25 protein-coding genes and 3 pseudogenes are annotated in these 17,477 nt (G+C 38.6%); 6 read left to right on the forward strand and 22 right to left on the reverse strand.

The window, feature by feature from the left end; translation table 11 throughout:
- The first annotated feature begins 271 nt into the window (after window positions 1-271).
- The 5 genes and pseudogenes from SJY39_RS22500 to SJY39_RS22520 form a co-directional block, all read left to right on the forward strand.
- The gene (locus tag SJY39_RS22500; RefSeq protein WP_016766855.1) at window positions 272-1,192 is read left to right on the forward strand and encodes a LysR family transcriptional regulator; all 921 of its coding nucleotides are present in this window, start codon (window positions 272-274) and stop codon (window positions 1,190-1,192) included.
- 49 nt (window positions 1,193-1,241) lie between these two features.
- Window positions 1,242-1,853: a hypothetical protein gene (locus tag SJY39_RS22505; RefSeq protein WP_010440973.1), complete on the forward strand. Its 612-nt coding sequence runs from the start codon at window positions 1,242-1,244 to the stop codon at window positions 1,851-1,853.
- Window positions 1,854-2,026: 173 nt separating this feature from the next.
- Window positions 2,027-2,998 carry a porin gene (locus tag SJY39_RS22510; RefSeq protein ID WP_016800167.1) on the forward strand — a complete coding sequence of 324 codons (972 nt, stop codon included), beginning with the start codon at window positions 2,027-2,029 and terminating at the stop codon, window positions 2,996-2,998.
- A gap of 578 nt (window positions 2,999-3,576) precedes the next feature.
- Window positions 3,577-3,909: a DUF3316 domain-containing protein gene (locus tag SJY39_RS22515; protein WP_010440976.1), complete on the forward strand. Its 333-nt coding sequence runs from the start codon at window positions 3,577-3,579 to the stop codon at window positions 3,907-3,909.
- Between the two features lie 11 nt (window positions 3,910-3,920).
- Window positions 3,921-4,164: pseudogene (locus tag SJY39_RS22520) on the forward strand (hypothetical protein); the annotation flags it as partial.
- Between the two features lie 90 nt (window positions 4,165-4,254).
- On the opposite strand, the gene SJY39_RS22525 reads toward SJY39_RS22520, so the two are convergent.
- The 13 genes and pseudogenes from SJY39_RS22525 to SJY39_RS22585 all read right to left on the reverse strand — a co-directional run bounded on the left by SJY39_RS22525 (window position 4,255) and on the right by SJY39_RS22585 (window position 10,405).
- Complete coding sequence (locus SJY39_RS22525) at window positions 4,255-4,470, reverse strand: DUF6434 domain-containing protein (protein ID WP_010440981.1); 216 nt, start codon at window positions 4,468-4,470, stop codon at window positions 4,255-4,257.
- A 34-nt stretch (window positions 4,471-4,504) separates the two neighbouring features.
- Window positions 4,505-4,837 (reverse strand): YnfA family protein, encoded by a 333-nt coding sequence (locus SJY39_RS22530; RefSeq protein WP_010440983.1) that lies wholly within the window; start codon window positions 4,835-4,837, stop codon window positions 4,505-4,507.
- Between the two features lie 89 nt (window positions 4,838-4,926).
- Window positions 4,927-5,208, reverse strand: a complete 282-nt coding sequence (locus SJY39_RS22535) for a hypothetical protein (protein WP_010440984.1) — start codon at window positions 5,206-5,208, stop codon at window positions 4,927-4,929.
- Window positions 5,209-5,270: 62 nt separating this feature from the next.
- Complete coding sequence (locus SJY39_RS22540) at window positions 5,271-5,603, reverse strand: hypothetical protein (RefSeq protein ID WP_016768469.1); 333 nt, start codon at window positions 5,601-5,603, stop codon at window positions 5,271-5,273.
- A gap of 176 nt (window positions 5,604-5,779) precedes the next feature.
- Window positions 5,780-6,184 carry a DUF1801 domain-containing protein gene (locus SJY39_RS22545; RefSeq protein WP_010440988.1) on the reverse strand — a complete coding sequence of 135 codons (405 nt, stop codon included), beginning with the start codon at window positions 6,182-6,184 and terminating at the stop codon, window positions 5,780-5,782.
- Between the two features lie 167 nt (window positions 6,185-6,351).
- A complete protein-coding gene (locus SJY39_RS22550; RefSeq protein ID WP_016768471.1) occupies window positions 6,352-6,549 on the reverse strand; it encodes a hypothetical protein in 198 nt (65 codons plus the stop codon).
- A gap of 109 nt (window positions 6,550-6,658) precedes the next feature.
- Window positions 6,659-7,096: a GNAT family N-acetyltransferase gene (locus SJY39_RS22555; RefSeq protein WP_372275430.1), complete on the reverse strand. Its 438-nt coding sequence runs from the start codon at window positions 7,094-7,096 to the stop codon at window positions 6,659-6,661.
- Window positions 7,097-7,237: 141 nt separating this feature from the next.
- Window positions 7,238-7,702 (reverse strand): GNAT family N-acetyltransferase, encoded by a 465-nt coding sequence (locus SJY39_RS22560; protein ID WP_010440995.1) that lies wholly within the window; start codon window positions 7,700-7,702, stop codon window positions 7,238-7,240.
- Between the two features lie 133 nt (window positions 7,703-7,835).
- A complete protein-coding gene (locus SJY39_RS22565) occupies window positions 7,836-8,366 on the reverse strand; it encodes a GNAT family N-acetyltransferase (RefSeq protein ID WP_016797689.1) in 531 nt (176 codons plus the stop codon).
- Between the two features lie 44 nt (window positions 8,367-8,410).
- Entirely contained in the window at window positions 8,411-8,767 is a 357-nt protein-coding gene (locus SJY39_RS22570) for a hypothetical protein (RefSeq protein WP_016789330.1), read from the reverse strand.
- Window positions 8,768-8,853: 86 nt separating this feature from the next.
- Window positions 8,854-9,363 carry a ClbS/DfsB family four-helix bundle protein gene (locus SJY39_RS22575; RefSeq protein ID WP_010441000.1) on the reverse strand — a complete coding sequence of 170 codons (510 nt, stop codon included), beginning with the start codon at window positions 9,361-9,363 and terminating at the stop codon, window positions 8,854-8,856.
- Window positions 9,364-9,510: 147 nt separating this feature from the next.
- On the reverse strand, window positions 9,511-9,888 hold the full coding sequence (locus SJY39_RS22580) for a hypothetical protein (protein ID WP_016768474.1): 378 nt from the start codon (window positions 9,886-9,888) through the stop codon (window positions 9,511-9,513).
- Window positions 9,889-9,995: 107 nt separating this feature from the next.
- Window positions 9,996-10,405 (reverse strand): annotated as a pseudogene (locus SJY39_RS22585) (hypothetical protein).
- 283 nt (window positions 10,406-10,688) lie between these two features.
- On the opposite strand from SJY39_RS22585, the pseudogene SJY39_RS22590 reads away from it, so the two are divergent.
- Window positions 10,689-11,144: pseudogene (locus SJY39_RS22590) on the forward strand (transposase); the annotation flags it as partial.
- Window positions 11,145-11,545: 401 nt separating this feature from the next.
- Here the strand turns inward: SJY39_RS22590 and SJY39_RS22595 are convergent.
- The 9 genes from SJY39_RS22595 to SJY39_RS22635 form a co-directional block, all read right to left on the reverse strand.
- Window positions 11,546-12,106: a hypothetical protein gene (locus SJY39_RS22595; protein WP_016793277.1), complete on the reverse strand. Its 561-nt coding sequence runs from the start codon at window positions 12,104-12,106 to the stop codon at window positions 11,546-11,548.
- A 137-nt stretch (window positions 12,107-12,243) separates the two neighbouring features.
- A protein-coding gene (locus tag SJY39_RS22600; RefSeq protein ID WP_154723872.1) for an IS3 family transposase occupies window positions 12,244-13,424 on the reverse strand; the annotation gives its coding sequence in 2 pieces (ribosomal slippage) (window positions 12,244-13,139 and window positions 13,139-13,424; 1,182 coding nt in all).
- A 76-nt stretch (window positions 13,425-13,500) separates the two neighbouring features.
- Window positions 13,501-14,139: a hypothetical protein gene (locus SJY39_RS22605; RefSeq protein WP_235612528.1), complete on the reverse strand. Its 639-nt coding sequence runs from the start codon at window positions 14,137-14,139 to the stop codon at window positions 13,501-13,503.
- An 80-nt stretch (window positions 14,140-14,219) separates the two neighbouring features.
- A complete protein-coding gene (locus SJY39_RS22610; protein ID WP_016793509.1) occupies window positions 14,220-14,543 on the reverse strand; it encodes a hypothetical protein in 324 nt (107 codons plus the stop codon).
- Window positions 14,544-14,695: 152 nt separating this feature from the next.
- Entirely contained in the window at window positions 14,696-15,028 is a 333-nt protein-coding gene (locus tag SJY39_RS22615; protein WP_016793512.1) for a hypothetical protein, read from the reverse strand.
- A gap of 1 nt (window position 15,029) precedes the next feature.
- A complete protein-coding gene (locus tag SJY39_RS22620; RefSeq protein ID WP_012322918.1) occupies window positions 15,030-15,245 on the reverse strand; it encodes a hypothetical protein in 216 nt (71 codons plus the stop codon).
- Between the two features lie 10 nt (window positions 15,246-15,255).
- The gene (locus SJY39_RS22625; RefSeq protein ID WP_016793513.1) at window positions 15,256-15,465 is read right to left on the reverse strand and encodes a hypothetical protein; all 210 of its coding nucleotides are present in this window, start codon (window positions 15,463-15,465) and stop codon (window positions 15,256-15,258) included.
- Between the two features lie 23 nt (window positions 15,466-15,488).
- The gene (locus SJY39_RS22630) at window positions 15,489-16,322 is read right to left on the reverse strand and encodes an ATP-binding protein (RefSeq protein WP_016793514.1); all 834 of its coding nucleotides are present in this window, start codon (window positions 16,320-16,322) and stop codon (window positions 15,489-15,491) included.
- Window positions 16,323-16,987: 665 nt separating this feature from the next.
- Complete coding sequence (locus tag SJY39_RS22635) at window positions 16,988-17,461, reverse strand: hypothetical protein (protein WP_372275316.1); 474 nt, start codon at window positions 17,459-17,461, stop codon at window positions 16,988-16,990.
- Window positions 17,462-17,477: the final 16 nt, after the last annotated feature.

Raw genomic sequence — 17,477 nt, forward strand, 5'->3', positions numbered from 1 at the left:
CGGGTTCAACGCACTTTTCAGCCTCTTTACCAGCAAGCTATTACCGTTATTGTATTTTCATCTACAAAATAACCATTACGTCTAACTAGAGGACATTTGCATACTCTTTGTACACTTTCATGGCCTAACGGAAGAGTTATCGAAGTATCTCGATATTGGTGCACAAAACACACTAGTAAAGTGCAAATAAAACCATAATTTTTGCGAATAGGTTTTGTAGAATGCGCACTTCATCACATCTAATTGCAAAAATATTACTAGGAGTTTGAGTATGGACTTAGCTACTCAACTGGAACTACTGCTCGACGTATCTGAATACGGCACCTTTGCAAAGGCGGCCGATAGGAACCACATTGACCGTTCCGCACTGTCTAAACAGATAAAAAAATTAGAAGACAGCCTAGGGCTAAGACTGCTCAACCGCTCGACCCGATCGCTATCACTCACCAATGCTGGCGAAGAGATGGTCCAACAGGCGAAGAAAATACGTGAGCTGCTGACTGAGACCAAAAAGCTTGCAGACACTTTTCACGCTGAGCCGCGGGGTCATTTAAAGATCTCGAGTTCGTCGTTCTTTGGTCGTACATACCTTAAAAAAGCCGTCAAAAGCTTCATGCACAAGTACCCCTACATTACGGTAGAAGTTTTACTCTCTGATCATAAAGTTGACGTGATCAGTGAAGGTTACGACGTTGTATTTCGCATCGGCCCAATTCGCGAGTCGAACATGATTGTGCGCAAACTTGCGACCAATAAATTAGCCATCATTGCTTCAGAAGGTTTCTTAGCAAGACACGGTAATCCGCAAACACTGGAAAAGTTGATAGAGCTACCAGCGGTGGTTTACTCAAGTGAATCTTTCATATCGGACAAGATTAGAATTGTCGATGACGAACAAGCTGGTGAAATCAAAACCTTCAATATGAATGCCAAGTACAAGGTAAACGAAACTGATCTCATCATGGACGCAGTGAAAGACGGCCTTGGCTATGCTGTTATTGGGCAATTCATGCTACAGGAAGAACTAGAAAAACAAGGACTTGTACAACTTCTACCTGAATACCAACTATCAACTCACAGCGATATATTTGCTATGTACTCACACCGTAATCAACAACCTCTCGCCAAGCTGTTTATCGACTCAATACAGAATGAAATTGGTACAACGCCGATTTGGGAAACCTACTTGTAACAAGGCTCCCGTTTTACTCTATCGTTTTACCACTTTCTGGATTCATATAATGCAATATATCAGCCCAATTTATGACGAACGACGCGGCAACCGCATTTTTGATACGTTCATTATTTTACATAGCTTCGTACTCACATTAGTCGTTGCTTACATTAGTATTCACTTTGACTCTCATACCAAAGAGAGCTCTGTACTTGAGATCAGCCAGGTTGTTATCCTTCTAGGCACTGCACTAATCAGCTACTTCAAAGCGCGAGAGAGTCATGCCTTTTCATCGATATTAAAAATTCATTCTCTGATCATGTTACTGCTCGTTTCGAGAGAACTTGACCAAGTGTTTGAGTTGTTCTTTTTTCATGGCTTTTGGAAGGTCCCCGCTAGTGTCATATCAGCAATAATCTTCTATAAACTGCTTTCCAATCAAAAAAGCATCATTGCTGGAGCAAACCGATTTTTCACTACAGATAGTTTTCTTATCTGGGTCATCGGTTTCTTTATGTTCTTTATATTTTCTCGCATTGCCGGCTACAAAGGCTTCTGGATGGATTTTTTAGGTGATGGCTACAATAGAGATATAAAAACACTAGTTGAAGAAGGACTAGAATTCTTCGGTTACTCTTTCCTTCTCTCTGGAATTATATTAATAAGAGAAAAAAGATAACCAAGTTCCTATCATTTTTGATAAAAGATCGAAAAACAATAAGATAGAATATTTTATACCAAATACTTGTGCTTATTATTTACCATAGTTAATTGATAATTACTCACTTTTAAATAATCCATGTGTATAGATAATTACTTCGACTTAAAACACAATGTAGTGGTAATTAAAATATGGACAAGAAAATCATTTCGCTGGCAATTGGTGCCGCAATCTTTGGCTCTGCAGTTAATGCAGCACAAGTTTACTCTGATTCAGAAACTGAACTGAATATTCACGGTAGAGCTCAAGGTGCTTACTATTTTTCTAGTGATAAAAATATCGACGGAGACCAAAGCTACATCCGTGTTGGCCTAGACGGAAAATCTCAAATTAATGATGATTTATATGCATTCGGTTTGTACGAGCTGCAATTTAAATCTAATAGCGGCAACGAAAACGAAGACGAATTTGACGTACGTAAAGGTTACGTAGGTGTGGGTTCTGAGCTTTGGACGGTTAGCTACGGTCGCCAATTTGGTGCAGTAACACTAGTGTCTGATTACACAGATATCTTCCCAGAGTTTGGTAACGAAGCTGCAGGTGTAAGTGCTGATCTATTTGGTACTGGCCGTTCAGATTCTGTATTCAAAGCAACGGGTTCTTACGATGCTCTTAATGTACACGTAAGCTACCAAGGCGAGAATGACCAAGTTTCAACAGATGCCTCTTCATACGGCATTGCAGCAGACTATGCACTGCCGTTTGGCATGAAAGTAGCACTAGGTTACAACGAAGGTGAAGGTGAAGGTGCAGCTGCTGGCGCAGATTCTGAACTTCTAACGGCAGCAGTTTCATACACCTACGAAGATCTGTACGCTGCAGTAGTGTTCAGCGATGGCGAGAACTGGGAAAAAGATGGTACGGATAACGATATTGACTACGAAGGTATTGAAGCAGTCGTTACTTACCAGGTAACTAAAGAGCTTAACGCTCTAATCGGTTATAACAACCTAGAGAAAGACGGTGTAGATACAGTTGATTACTACTCACTAGGTGGTGAATACAACCTAACTCCTAACTTCAAAACACTTGCTGAATACAAGATCACCGACGTAGACGGTGAAGATGATATTTTAGCGTTAGCACTTCGCTACTCGTTCTAATATTAATCAAGAAAAAGCCCACTTATAGTGGGCTTTTTTATATCTAAAGATAGCTTGATGCAAGTATTACCACAATGTATGGTTATTTATTATCGAGACAAATCACTATATTTAAAATATTATTTACCTCGTTGACTTTCCCCACTGCCTTTGAAAGTTACTTATTAACTACGAAATATTCTAGCAGCAATTTATTGCTGCTTTTTTTACCTATCAAACACCCGCCACTTTCACTTTCACTTTCACTTTCACTTTCACTTTCAATAAAAACATAAACCTCTCAAAGAAAAAATCGAAAATATAAAATTATTACGTAGCTATACCTTTAGCTGCATTGTCACTAGATGATCTCTTCATTTAATAGTTTCTATAAGCTTCACAAACTGTATAAAAACACCTCCAACGTTAAAAATGTCACCACACCTGGGTCAAAAATGGAAAACCAAGCCTTTATTCGTGCATTTTTAACATCAGTGAAAAGAAGAATGTGATATTTATCACACTTCAATTCTGCATAATAATAGCGTTGTACCGAGGCAAAGCGCCTCAAGAAAATAAAATTATTTGAGGATTACATTATGAAACGCATTATTACTCTTGCAGCAACTATTGCATTTACTTCAGCTTCTTTCGCTTCATCTTCTTGGGTTCAAATTGATCGTGAAGCCGATCTAAATGTGGGTGTTTTTGCCACTCAGAAACAGGCACAAAACGCTGCTGAAGAGTTTGCTTCTTCACTAAATACAATGAGCAATCAAGAGCTAAAAGCAACGTTACCAACGAATCAACATCACTTTGTACGTAACGTACACCTAGGTGAATCAAATGTATCAGTTGAACAAATAGAAAGTGGTAAATATCAAGCAAACCTACAGCAAGACTACGCATTCACTGCGTTTGACCGTGACTAATCTAGAAACCCAAACGCATAGATGAAGCAACAGACGCCGTGGATAACGCCGTAAGCAAAGCGAAGTCATTATATAAAGCGGGCCTAGTCGATTATTTGCCTTTGTTCGACGCACAAAGCAACAAAAGTGATACGAGATCGCCAAGTGGCCGAAAAGCTTCAAATAATCAACACCACGATTGCGGTATATAAAGCGTTAGGTGGAGATTGGCAAGTTGCTAGTGAAATACAAAGTGTCGAATTAGCTTCTGCAAACTCGAGAAGCTATACGCGACTCTTCAAACCAATGCTCTCAATAAAAAATACCGCTGACTCGATCAGCGGTATTTTTGTCATTATATAAAACTCAACTGTCTGGATGTCGCTTAGCCCATTCTTTCAAGGCATCACCCATTGTCAACCCAGTCGCACTTTTCATCCAAAGCATAAAATCACGATTGAATTTAAACTGCTCACCAAATTGGGATTTGAAATATCGGCGAACATTCTGAGTCGTTTTGTAGCTATCTGTAATAACGGTACTGTCGTCAATTTTATTCTTATGCCAATCAACCTTTTCCATGGCTTTAACCTCTTCTATTCGCTCAATACATGAATCACGCGTTTCGAGGACCAAACATGATAATCGCCATACCAAGTAGAGCGATTGAGCCACCTACCATATCCCACGTTGTCGGTTTTTCGCCATCAACCAACCACAGCCATATCAATGCAACCGAGATATACACACCGCCATATGCCGCATAAACCCGACCTGTCGCTGTCGGATGTAGAGTGAGTAACCAAGCAAACGCAGCAAGACTAATTGCAGCCGGAATTAAAATCAGAATACTCTTATCTTGCCTAAGCCAAAGGTAAGGTAAATAACAGCCGACGATTTCCGCTATCGCAGTTAATACAAAAAGACCTACTGTTTTAAATTCAATCACAAAATACCTTATAGGCTAACCAATCAAGCTAGCAGAAATATAGAGCCACCTTAGGATCGAGACTCAAAATAAAAACTAGATATTGAAAGCTAGAGAACAGTTACGCCTTCAACTTCAATCACTGAGTTAACATTAGCGCGTTCGATTACCTTGAGTAAGGTTGTTTGAATGAGCTCATTATCTCTAATTTCAGTTTCACAAGAAAAACGCTCTTCTTGAACACTGTCTCCCTCGCCCATTACAAATTGGACGGCTACTTGAGTTGCAACCTCTTTTGTTGGGCCAAAGTACGCTAACGTAATTTTAGGGTAGCCGTTGTCGCCTTTCTTAACCTGTTTAGCAATCCGTTTCTTCGCTTTATCTAAATTCATACCACTTCCTTTTTAAGCTGAAACTCAAGATGACACTAACGTCTTGTTATGTCGATGCTTCACTATAAAGTATTACCACAATCGCCACATGATTTTATGGCCGAGAATCCGCTTTTTCTTGTGTTAGTTTTTCCACATGAACTACAAAATTTTACAGAGTGGACATTGTAAATGGAAACTAAAGTGACCAATGGAACCCAGACCAACAATTTTGCTCCTCCACCACCCGATAAATAGATATATCCAATTAAGAAAATACCAAAAGTAACATTCTGGAAAGTCCACAACGCTTGTTTGAACTTAGCGTTTTTGATGACAAAAAATGTAAAAAATCCAATAACGCTACTGATAAGCCCATAAGCAATAAACCCTATAAAGATTTCTTGTTGACTCATAAACTGTCCTTGTTCATATACCACTTTACGGTCCGAGCAACGCCACTAACCTAAACCATAAGACGTTAAACACTAACCTAGCATTAAACGAGAAGTGCCAAGCCTTGTAAATCAGTTGCAAGCGTACTTTTCAAATTCGAATCACATTCAGTTAAGCACATGACAGCGCGTGAGAATTACGCGCCAAGAAGCGGTAGATGTTTGCGTTGCTGATAAGTTAAGGCGAGCTCTAAGCACTGCTTAATAGGCGCCTTTGGAAGTGGTTCAGTTAGGTTCAAGATGATTGACCGATTACCTTGAAATGCCAACGTACCATCATGTAACTCTCTGAATGTGTCGACTAGCTTTGTTTGACAGTTAAAAAACAAGAAATAGTTGTTTGGCGATTTCAATTTCCAGTCGATTCGAATTGGGCTGCCTGTCTTAACGCTGTAACTCGGCTCACCCCATTTCAGAGACTCTTCGACGTCACCTAAACCCAAATCAGAGGAAAGCTCAAAGATTAATGAACGTAACTCTTCAAGCCGGCCCCGAACATCATCAGGATACTCGTCGAAATGTGTTTTGATTGCTTTGTCCATTGAACCTCCGATTCACTTGTTGCGATATAAAGGCGTTGCTAACTCAAACGATGCTTGGCTATATAGCTTGCTAAGTTTCCTGTTGAACCCAACCATATTTTCAAGAAGCAGCGCTCCTATATATTCGAAGAAATACTCTAGATCAGACCGACTTGCTTCCACTATTCTCACGCAGTCTCCTTTTTGCGCATGATTATTTCTTTTAAAACGGTACCAATACTGCTAACTACAAACGTAAAAGCAGACACCACAATTGGCCCATAAAAATCAAACGCACCGTCTGTCATAAAAAAGTACTGATAGATCGCAAAACCAGATCCAATACTTACAGCTAACTGCATATTTCTGAATATTCGTTGTTTCATGTTGATTCCCTTAGTTTCTTTGTCGTGACCATCGTTCAACTGTTGTACTTAGACCTGGTGCGTCAATGACTCTATGCTTATTCAAGAGACAGTTCTACTTAAGTGTTTGTTACGCTTGCAGCTCCATCAAGTACTCATCATCCGCTTTTTTCACAATCACAAAACCCATCTGCAAATACAACTGTTGAGCTGGATTGGTTTTAATGACACTTAAACCTATTTTAGAGCTCGTTATTGCAGCTTTCTCGATCAATCCATTAATCAACGTCCTACCAATCTTTAAACCTTGGTATTCGGGATCAATTTGAATTTGCACCAAATGCCAGTCGTTAAGATCTGTATTGTAGGTAGCCTTGAATAATCCAATGGGTTCATTGTCCAACTCAACGATTTTCGCATGCGCAAATTCATAGCGTATTCGCTTTTCATGCTCTTCGTTAGTTGTTGATATACCAACATCTTCCAAATATTGGTTCATCGTTTTATCGCGCAGTGAAAGTAAAAAAGGAATATCTTTTTCACTTGCCTGTCTGAGGGAAATATCCATTCCTACTCCGTAAGCCTAATACCTGCATAACACGTTCTCTGCTATGCGATTAAGTCCAAACTTACCACTCAACGCGGTAAACCAAAAGTAGCCTAGAGTGGCGAAGGTCGCAAATTGGGTGGGTGTGCAATCTCGAGAATGTTAAGTGACTATTTTCTTTGACATATTGTAGCCAGAAATAGCAAAGCCAATTTCTTGATACAGCTTTAACGCTCTCTGATTTTGGTAAGCGACTCTCAGCTTTATCTGTTCAATACCAACCGATTTCAATTGCGATTCAAGAACAGAGATTGCCAATTTTCCGTAACCATTATTACGGAAGTTTGGAAAAATAAAGAAGTCATAAATAAACGTGGATTTGTCAGCTGCATTAATTGAATGCCACAAATAACCAACCAATTCTGAACCCGATTCAACGCACAACAACGCATGATCGTTAGTTTCTAAACCATTTGGAAAACTACGAAGAAGATCCTGATTAGCCAATTCAATCGCCCTATCCAATGAATGACCATAGTTTTCAACAATTTCACGACTGTAATCATCAATAAAATAATCACAATAAGCTGGATATTCACTTGAGGTCATTGGTCTGAGCTTAATCATGTCTAATCCTTTAAAACGATGAACTTAGAAAACGATATAACGCATTGTTTTGAAATTCAATGTGAGTTCTGAACAAATTTGGAATTTAAAATACCACGTGTTGGCTGTCTGCTTGGATTGATCAAATGGCTTGTTAGCATCGTGTTTTAGCATAAATCATCGTACTATCGATCTCACCTGACGGCAGTCGCCTAGAGTTAATTAGTGTTGCTTCAGCCTCATAACCACAACGCTTTGCAACAGCCTGGCTCTTAAGGTTTGACGCTGCCATTCTAATTTCTAATCGTAGTGCTAATAAGTCATGAAAAGCGTATTGTTCAACCAAACCAACAGCTTCAGTTATGTAGCCAAAACCAGTTTTTGAAGTTTGTAACCAATAGCCAATTTCAAAATATGGTACGGATTTATCTCTGACAATAAAACCTACAACGCCGATAAATAACCCTGTTTTCTTTTCAATGATATTAAACCAAAATTCACCAGTACAACTGGCAAAATTCACCATTGCTTCTTTAGTGTTATCTTCTAAAGTTTGTTTAGATAATAAGCCTGAAACCCAAGGCAAAAACTGGGAGAGATCTTGCTTACATTCCTCAATGACTCCATACATAGCATCGATATAATTTAAGGAAGGAGGTTCCAATTTTAATCTTTCACTTTCCATCTAAACTCCGATGTTAACAAGTGCTTATAAACCGTTTGTCAGTACTAAAATTCATCACATGTATCACGCTCTTCATATTCAGGGAAATCAATTTCAATGGAACCGTTATCATTGAGGACAAACAGTACCCTTCCATGCTCGATACCAGCGTCATTCATGTCAGAGCAACCACGATAGACTTCCCAATCGTATGAATAGTCGAGTTGATATTGATTGGAACTCACGTAAGAAATCTTTACAACTTCAATACCATTAACATTGTGAGCCATATGATCTATGTGAGACAGATCTGGAACTAGTTTCTGTTCAAAGTTACTTTTGTTTTTGGATAAAAACCTAGCCAACTCTTCACACAAATGAGTGCCATTAACTAAGGGTTGATATGAACTAGAAAAAAACATTTTCAATACTCCTAAACCTACCATTGTAAACACAAAACCCAACGTATCGTAAAATACCAAGCATTGACGTTCTGCTTTACTACTTGTTATGTGAATTCTCGGTTGAAACGCCGAACTTTAGTACGTATGTTTTTCATAGGTGATGACGTATTAAACTGAATCATGCGCCCCAAAGTCCATTGTTCATACCACGCAACACCATACAAATCATGGTCACTTAAGCTTGAAATGAGTAAAAGTATCTCGTTAACCGTCGACTCAAGTTCAATGAGTAAATCATCGTATTTCCAATCACGATACTCCTCGTGGAAGCTTTCGGCGAGTGGGCCTAATTGGTTCCATTTGTAACCAGTTTCCGGGAAATCTACCTGTTGATGCTGAGATCTTTGGTGATGCCATTTAAGAACGAGCTTACCCCAACCAATCAAGTAAGCCACCGTATCACTAACGCTAATGGTTGTACCTTTGACGTTCCCCTCTACTCCAAATGTACGAACTTTCCTTTCTGGAGTTGAACGATAATCAGCCATGAGTTTCGGAAATATCGAGTTTATAGCTAGCTCCAATTCATCCTTATTTCTTGGTACAGAAGACATTTTAACCTCCATTAACATAACGAATGACATGGATTCGCCCTACAGGGGGGGATCTGCCACACTTATGTGGTGCTTAATTGTGCCGTAATCCCTAAAGCTGATTTAAACCTTAAATGCCAAGCGTTGAGAATCTACTTAAATGGTTTGTTATAAATTTGAGTATGGATTCATCCATGCCTTAGGAAATTTAGAGAACAACGTATAACTAATTGCTTCACGTAAACTAAACTTGCCTAAAAGGCACATTACTAAAGAAAAAACACTCGCGACACATACAACACCGGCATACACCGACAATACTAGCACTAAGATCTGTGAACCTAGAAATTGATAAACACCATACTCTGAACCATCTAATTGGCTTAACGGTAAATTAAGATCAACGCCAAACCAACCTGTTAACAGCATGCTTGATTTAATACAGAAGAAGATGCCCAAAATTACACCAAAAAAGCCAACATAAGACGTGATTTTTTGATATTTCATCGGTAATCGATACTGTGCTTTAACCGCTTTAATAACCATTACACCGCCTCATTTATAGCGCTAAGCTAGGCGAAAAAATACGGTTGGCTAAAATGTGCGAGCACAAGCGAGAGCTAACAGTAATCTTTCCGTTTTTGAGTGACTTGTTAGATTTTTGAACAGTCAGCCGTTTTTACATTAGCTTCCGTGATGTATTTACTATCTTTATCGTAGTAATGGTAAGAAATATCGATAGCATTATCTACAAAATATTCCATCCCTGGCGAAGTACAAACAAAACCGGTTACTTGCTTAGTAATTATTTCTTGGACTTTTTCAGTATCGAAATCATCCACGCTGTAATTTATCAAGGTGTATTTATACACCACTTATTTTCAACTGCATACGAACTATCAATTCGGGTCTCACTATCAACCATTTGTGGTGCAATTTTGTTAATTGCGTTAACTGAAGCTTTCAATACATCAGCTATTGTCGTTTCTTCATTCTGAACCGGTGTAGACTGGCAACCAGCGACCATTATTAAAGCAATAGTTGATAACAATAATTTTTTCATATAATTCTCGATAAAAAATATAACGAATGATATAGACTCCTTCTACCTGACACTCTGTGTGGCATACTTATTTAGTACACGCTTAAGAACTAGAAGTTACTATACCCACCATTCAAACTATTGACGTGACCTCGACAAGAATGCGTTTAGTATTAACATCGTTGATGCATATGGCAAGTGCATCCTACGCAAAACTGTTAAAAAAAACAAAATCTTAGACACATTCGCTAAGTTACCGCTCTGCCTCATTTGCATCGAGACTTGCTCTGGTGCACACCTTTGAGCGAGAGAACTGCTTCAAGATCTATCGAACAAGATTTAATACCTTAACCTAGAAATACTGCACTATGATCGCAGAGTCTCTGGTTTAGTCCCTGAGATGGCTTCAGCCAAAGCCCTGATAGATATGGATATTCCAGGAGTCGATGAACACAGTGCCAGTGTCGAGACCGTAAATGACGCCAAACAATTTGGCTCTAGCCGCCAATTTGCCGCTTGGATAGAGTTGGTTCCAAGACAATACTCAACAGGTGGTCATGTCCATCTTGGTCGCATTAGCAAAAGAGGCGAAAAACACATTCGCACTCTACTTATTCATGGCGTAAGAACTGTTATTGCACGATGTAAAGAGAAAACCGATCGCAACAGTATTTGGTTAAATCAACTCGTTGAACGACGAGGCTATAAACGAGCAGCTGTCGCCCTAGCAGCAAAGAATGCTCGTATAATATGGGCATGATTAACAACAGGAAAAGAGTACAAGAATAACTATGTAAACGGTTAACACTCACCGAGTCAAAGCAATATCAAATGATGACAATACGACCAGACGGGGTCGCCTAGACCGAGAAACCTAAACCTGTTTAATTGGGAAATAATAAATACTGTTTGACGAATGAGGCAGGCATCAACGAATATCATCAAAGTGACCGAACGGTTCCGATTAAACACCGAATGTAGAGCTGCTGTCCGATCCACGGTTGTCAGCGGGCGCTATTGTTGACAAAAGAGGGAGTCCATCGAGCCCAATTAAGTAGCTGACAACGCTACCAATACACTCAAACTTACCACCTGAATCACTGAAGCTAAACCGAGTTAAAAATGCCAAGCGTTGACAGTCTGCTTAAATGCTTATTAGGTTTATTGGCAAAGGAGTCGTATGTTTCCTGTTTTTTTGTCATATTCGTGGTTAGGAATAAGCAATGGCAGTTTTGACAACTCCAAACCTTTTGATTTAGCTCCCCATTTAACGGGTCTACCTGTCGTGTCGTAGTACACTTGATTTTCGTAATCGATAAGGCCAGATTGCCACTTATCGCCTAGATAACTCAGGTCTTCTGATTCATCGTACCATTCTGGATTAATCAGAGTTATTATCGCACCGTTAATAGGGCTGCGGTCCCAAAAAACAAAATACTCTGGAACAACTGAACGCTCTGCTACGGAAAAATAGTTAAGTGGGTATTTATCTTTAGGCCACCAAGAGGGGTATCGTTCATCGAAACTGCCACCAACATGTTTCTTTGCCTTAGCAATTTCTATCTCACTCCGTCTGTAGACATTGACCCTTAGCTTTCCTTGTTGAACTCTAACCATCTGACCTGCTTCCAATCTATTTGATTGAATAACTGTCTCAGAGCAATATTCTGAACTTACTGGGGTGCCATGTGCGATAAATGCGACTAACACTCCCGCCAACACTAGTAATCTGTTGATAACAACTCCTTAGACCTAACGCCCGCTTAAGGTGTGATCGACGCTTGGCTAAACTTGAGCGAAGCGAAAATACCAAGCGTTGGGAATGATCTTCACCCGATAAAATGGACACCCTATCTTCTTTAACCCGTCATGACTTCATATTCATGCGGGCTTCGATATCCAAGACTTGAGTGCAGTCTATAACGGTTATAAAAATGCTGGATATAACCGACAAGTTTATCTCTAAGCTGCTTCTCACTTTTAAAGCTATTTTTCCTAATCATGTCGCCTTTGAGCGTATGGAAGAACGACTCCACCTCTGCATTATCAGTACAATGACCTGGGCGATTCATGCTTGGGACAATTCCATTTTTTGATAGTAAAGCTTGAACTTCATGGGCTCGATATTCAGAGCCTCTGTCAGTATGAAACAACAGGCGCTCTTGTGGCTTTCGATTTCTAATGCCCATTCTCAGCGAACTCATCGTTAGTTGTGTACTCTTCTTACTACCAAGCGACCAACCGACGACTTTACGTGAGTAAAGATCAATAACGACCGCTAGATACATCCAACGTTTGCCTTGCCTGATATACGTTAGATCTCCAGACCACTGTTGATTAACTGCCGTTGGTTTTGGTGTGTCTTTTTTAATATTCTTAATCGATTGATAGAACCGATGTAGCTTGGCCATTTTCATGTAAATGCGATAACTTCGTGCTCTTAGCCCTTGCTCTCTCATGATCCGAGCCACACGCTTGCGGCTAACCAAAACTCCTTGGCGCCTCAGTTCTGCATGAACTCGTGGGCTGCCGTAAGTCTCTCGACTCTGGGTAAACACTTTAATTATACGCTTCTTCAAAGCCTGCTCTTCTTGATCGTAGCGGCTTGGTTCTCTATCAAGCCATGCGTAGTAACCCGACTTAGAAACAGATAGAAAACGGCACATCAATACAATGGAATAACGTGTTTTGTAATGGGCTATGAATCGGAATTTTGTCGATTTTCTTGGGCAACGAATCGTTGCCACTTTTTTAGCAAGTCATTCTCGAGCTTAAGTTGTTCGTTCTGACGTTCGAGCTCTGCAATCCGACTAGACTCAGTTTTCTGGCTCGGGATCTGAGTCCTTTTCTTACGTTTATCTTCCATAATAACCCCTTCTCTATAGTCCTTTCGCCATTTAGAAAGCATATAAGGGTGGATATCTAATGATAGCGCCACGCTTTTAACTGTAGCTCCTTCTCGAAGCGAAAGTCGGACAGCAGTTACCTTAAATTCCGTAAGATATTGTTGAGTTTTTTTACCTGATTTATAAGCTGGCATAATCACCTCCAATTACAATTGAAGGTGTCCATTAGATCGGGTCAACTACAGAATCACTCTTAAATGCCTTGTTAGCTTATGCTGATATAGCTGAACAAGCATTTACGACTTCCCCATTCAGTTTCAAAAACTCACGAAGATCTTTCCATTTGGTAAACAGTTGGGGACTATGAATAATTTCATTTTCATCAGCATGATAGCTGTTAGTAACTTTAGGTAGTTTATGAAGGCAAGAGGGGTCATACTCTTGTACAGCTAAAGCAAGCATACACTTCAACACATCTAACTTTTCAGGGTCGTTTTTTGATAGATACTTAATCACACGATCAATTTCACCTATATCCATTTCGACTATGTTTACTGAATGATTAGCGGTATTCTTTGTACTGTAATTAACCCCCAAATGTTCAAAAACAGCCTTTAGCATATCATTAACCCAATCTGGGAATATATCTTTATGCTCAATCACGGATTCAAAACATATTAGAGATTTACTAACTCCAGGAAAATCGATCTGGGAAGCTTCCGCAAAGACAAAATTCTTAAATTTTTCAACTGTCCACACAGTTGGTATGTCCTCAATCTCGCCCTTAAGCTTACTAAACTCTGGTAGGTCATTTTCTTTTCCAGAAAGCAAATTTGAAATAGATTTATACCTATTATCATATTTCCCAAAACCAGTGTCTTTTGTATCCAAAACCTTTGTTGAGCTCATGTTAAAGCTAGGGCTACGAAAAGTCATTAGATATGATCTGTAATGTAGTTCATCACCCTCCTGAGCATTCCATAGAAACATTAGCTCCAAATATGGTTCTTTTGTTCCATTAATTTTTTATATACCGTTTTCAAATATTCAATCAATTCTTTCGACTGACCATCTAAGTCGAAGTATTCGTTTTCTTTTATCGAGTTATGAAGATTTTTCTGCAAGTCTTCTATTATTATTAAGCCAGACCTAATATCTCCACTAAATGCCACACACAAGTTATCGTAAACTTTATGTATTTTTTGTACGCAGTTATAATATTTCCTTGGCTTATTTTTATATTCCAAGGTTACCTGTATATCAGCTACACATACGAAGCCATTAAAGCAATTTCCACCAACTACCCAAGTCATTTGACCTCCATAATAAATAAGCTAACGCCGCATTAAGGTGTGAGCAACGCTACCACGAAACCTAGCCAGACCACCGTAAACACAAAACCCAACGATGGAATGAAAAATGCCATGCGTTGGGAATCACTCTTAAATGCTTTGTTAGGCAAATTTTATACATCTAGCTTAAAATGCGAGATATCATCACTATTAATGAATTTCATTATTTCTATTATTTTTGATAATGCCATTATTGTGTTTTCATCACGTTCTAATCTTGAGTTCTTTAATAATAATCTAGATAGCGATTCAAGCATGGATTTCCTAATTTCTAGCAAAGATATTCTTTCTATTTTTTCACCTTCACCATCGAAACCATCAGGAATAATAGACTCATCTGAACTTACTTCATCAAGACATTCTATTTTAAGAATATCCCCCCATAACTCTTTGCCAACTGAAACAGAATCTACGTATTCAAAACCTTTATAAAAATCAAGTTCCATATTATTCTACCTCCGAGTCTGTATCAAAATCTGAAGCATCAACATTTTCGTAAAATTTAATCCCATTTTCTCTTAGAATTTTCTTTGCTCCTGGCTGGATATCATGACCAGAAACAACCATTTTAACTTTTTGTTTGACCGCTTTCTTTGCTGTCGTTGTTGTTACACCATCTCGGTGTACTTTTACTTCAATATAATCATCTTGTTCATTTGACATGAGAGGCTCACTATTTTTTGTTTAACTTTTCGTCCATTAATGATTCGAGCTTGGCATAATCTTTTCGGCTTACTCGAACATCTCCTCTTGGGTCATTTCCCTCTGTTGCTTCTATATCAAGGCCATGCTTTTTGCCAAAATTCTCAATAGCATCAACGAGATCTTCGTGCTTTATAGTAGATTCAGCAGCTTTACGAGCTGCACTCATTTTTTTAGTCATGCTTAACTCTCACTTACTCAAATTTAGGATTGTTTTCTCTGTCTTTCAAAGTCGGATTTTGAAGATTTAGCCTCTTCAAATTTTTGCACAAGATTTAGCCCTGTCACCTTGATCCCTGTTAATTGTTCAAGGAACAATTCCTGCAAAATGAGATAAACATCAAAGTTTGTTAATTCTTTTTCGTTCATCAGTTTGTAAAGCAATTCATAATTTAGTTCATTTTTTATTTTCAGATCATCACACATCGGATAAATCCAATTTCTGAATTCCTCTACACTTACTCTATTTTCAATTTCAAATTTTAAAGAAAACCTTCTTTTCACTGCTGTGTCAATCATTGAAAACATATTTGTGGTGATTGAAATAATTGGGAGGTAATCACACTCAACGTCAAGAAGGTAATCAATTTCTTTAATGAAAGTATTAACAAACCTTTTAACTCCAGATGACTCATTAGATATATATCTTGAACACAATACTGAATCGACGTCATCAAAATGGACAAATACTTTATAGTCTTGCAACGCAAGACTCTTTATATGTTCAAAGAAATCCCTTAACCGTTTAGAGGACATACCTAAGTCTTTATCAAGCATCAGCTCTAAACTTAATGTCACATACTTTAAATTGTCGTCTTTCAATGAATAAGCAACATTTTTTAATAATGTTGTTTTCCCTGTACCAGGAGAGCCGTAAAGCATGATTGAAGGGGCAAATTTATATAGATCTTTTTTTTCACTCCATGAATTTGACCAAACTAGTTTACAAAAATTTGAAATTTTATTGTACTCTGAAGCTAAACCATAAAGTTTAGATACCTCATACCTATTAATATTACTTTCTGAATAAAAATCCATTATCTAACGCCTATGTAAATCATTCCTGTTTGCCTAACGCCGCACTAAGCGGACTAAAATAGTGGGTTATAATGTGCAGCGAAGCGAAACTAACCCACTGTTTTAGTTCCGTTTAAGTGCCTTGTTATGTGGTTGCGCCAAATTGGTTAAACACACGTTTTAATAAATGGAAATATAAAGCAAACCAACGTGATTTAACACCACTTATCCGTTAACTTTGAACTCAGTAGAAAAAGCACTCAGAAGAGAACAAAAAACCAAATAAAATAACGCATGACGAAGGTTTAACAAAAGCTCTTTGGATACATATTTACACGTCTTAGAAACTAGCTGACGAATTGAAAAAAATAAGCTAACCTCATTTGTAAAACACCGCGATTTTCCCATCGATGAAATACAACAAATAATTCAAAGTAACGGCTAAATGAAAATAACGGCCACTTTTCTAATTTAACAACACATTCAGAATCCAGCTAGAAAATCGAGATAAATCGGATCTGCTAAACAAAACTCTCTCCTGCGATAGCGCAACACATAACGCTTGCTTAAGTGGTGAGCAACACAACACTGAAGCTACCGTATACCACCTTAAACACTAAAACTAACGCACAATGAAAATGCCATGTGTTGCGAATCCACTTAAAGCACTTGTTAACCGGCACTTTCTAATCATCTAAAAACACCCACTCACCATCCGTAATCTGCTTTAATACAAAGTTGTGTCCAACAAAATCAGTTTTATTGGTTGGATTTGAAATGGGAAATTTCTTAGCGTGAATACCCGCATATTTCACCCCCATTTTTTCAACAATAGGCTTAAACTGCTCCCAAATAAGGTCTGCTTTTCTTCGCAACTCAGCTGACTCTAAAGTATCAGTACGATAATTAAGGATTAATATCCATGCCTTAGTCTCTGTCGCCCAAATTTTAGCTAACCCTTCAACTTGTACCACCTCTGAGCTTGATAATATCATTGGCTTTGTTTGCTCTCTAAAGCCTAACTTCATAACCTCTTCTTTAGTCGCAGAGTGGCTAAAGACAGATACCAACATCAGAAAAAAGAAAATAATAAATTTATGTGCAGATCCCACTTCACTATCCTTGCCGATTAACGCCCAATTAAGGTGTGAAGCACGCATTGACCAAGCCGCCGCA

The sequence above is a fragment of the Vibrio sp. R78045 genome (genome assembly GCF_042466085.1).
Taxonomy (GTDB): domain Bacteria; phylum Pseudomonadota; class Gammaproteobacteria; order Enterobacterales; family Vibrionaceae; genus Vibrio; species Vibrio cyclitrophicus.

Excerpts from the sequence above, each read along its gene's own strand:
- SJY39_RS22500 (WP_016766855.1), top strand. The coding sequence starts at position 272 with ATGGACTTAGCTACTCAACTGGAACTACTGCTCGACGTATCTGAATAC.
- SJY39_RS22505 (WP_010440973.1), top strand. The coding sequence starts at position 1,242 with ATGCAATATATCAGCCCAATTTATGACGAACGACGCGGCAACCGCATT.
- SJY39_RS22510 (WP_016800167.1), top strand. The coding sequence starts at position 2,027 with ATGGACAAGAAAATCATTTCGCTGGCAATTGGTGCCGCAATCTTTGGC.
- SJY39_RS22515 (WP_010440976.1), top strand. The coding sequence starts at position 3,577 with ATGAAACGCATTATTACTCTTGCAGCAACTATTGCATTTACTTCAGCT.
- SJY39_RS22525 (WP_010440981.1), bottom strand. The coding sequence starts at position 4,470 with ATGGAAAAGGTTGATTGGCATAAGAATAAAATTGACGACAGTACCGTT.
- SJY39_RS22535 (WP_010440984.1), bottom strand. The coding sequence starts at position 5,208 with ATGAATTTAGATAAAGCGAAGAAACGGATTGCTAAACAGGTTAAGAAA.
- SJY39_RS22540 (WP_016768469.1), bottom strand. The coding sequence starts at position 5,603 with ATGAGTCAACAAGAAATCTTTATAGGGTTTATTGCTTATGGGCTTATC.
- SJY39_RS22545 (WP_010440988.1), bottom strand. The coding sequence starts at position 6,184 with ATGGACAAAGCAATCAAAACACATTTCGACGAGTATCCTGATGATGTT.
- SJY39_RS22550 (WP_016768471.1), bottom strand. The coding sequence starts at position 6,549 with ATGAAACAACGAATATTCAGAAATATGCAGTTAGCTGTAAGTATTGGA.
- SJY39_RS22555 (WP_372275430.1), bottom strand. The coding sequence starts at position 7,096 with ATGGATATTTCCCTCAGACAGGCAAGTGAAAAAGATATTCCTTTTTTA.
- SJY39_RS22560 (WP_010440995.1), bottom strand. The coding sequence starts at position 7,702 with ATGATTAAGCTCAGACCAATGACCTCAAGTGAATATCCAGCTTATTGT.
- SJY39_RS22565 (WP_016797689.1), bottom strand. The coding sequence starts at position 8,366 with ATGGAAAGTGAAAGATTAAAATTGGAACCTCCTTCCTTAAATTATATC.
- SJY39_RS22570 (WP_016789330.1), bottom strand. The coding sequence starts at position 8,767 with ATGTTTTTTTCTAGTTCATATCAACCCTTAGTTAATGGCACTCATTTG.
- SJY39_RS22575 (WP_010441000.1), bottom strand. The coding sequence starts at position 9,363 with ATGTCTTCTGTACCAAGAAATAAGGATGAATTGGAGCTAGCTATAAAC.
- SJY39_RS22580 (WP_016768474.1), bottom strand. The coding sequence starts at position 9,888 with ATGGTTATTAAAGCGGTTAAAGCACAGTATCGATTACCGATGAAATAT.
- SJY39_RS22605 (WP_235612528.1), bottom strand. The coding sequence starts at position 14,139 with ATGAGCTCAACAAAGGTTTTGGATACAAAAGACACTGGTTTTGGGAAA.
- SJY39_RS22610 (WP_016793509.1), bottom strand. The coding sequence starts at position 14,543 with ATGACTTGGGTAGTTGGTGGAAATTGCTTTAATGGCTTCGTATGTGTA.
- SJY39_RS22615 (WP_016793512.1), bottom strand. The coding sequence starts at position 15,028 with ATGGAACTTGATTTTTATAAAGGTTTTGAATACGTAGATTCTGTTTCA.
- SJY39_RS22620 (WP_012322918.1), bottom strand. The coding sequence starts at position 15,245 with ATGTCAAATGAACAAGATGATTATATTGAAGTAAAAGTACACCGAGAT.
- SJY39_RS22625 (WP_016793513.1), bottom strand. The coding sequence starts at position 15,465 with ATGACTAAAAAAATGAGTGCAGCTCGTAAAGCTGCTGAATCTACTATA.
- SJY39_RS22630 (WP_016793514.1), bottom strand. The coding sequence starts at position 16,322 with ATGGATTTTTATTCAGAAAGTAATATTAATAGGTATGAGGTATCTAAA.
- SJY39_RS22635 (WP_372275316.1), bottom strand. The coding sequence starts at position 17,461 with ATGCGTGCTTCACACCTTAATTGGGCGTTAATCGGCAAGGATAGTGAA.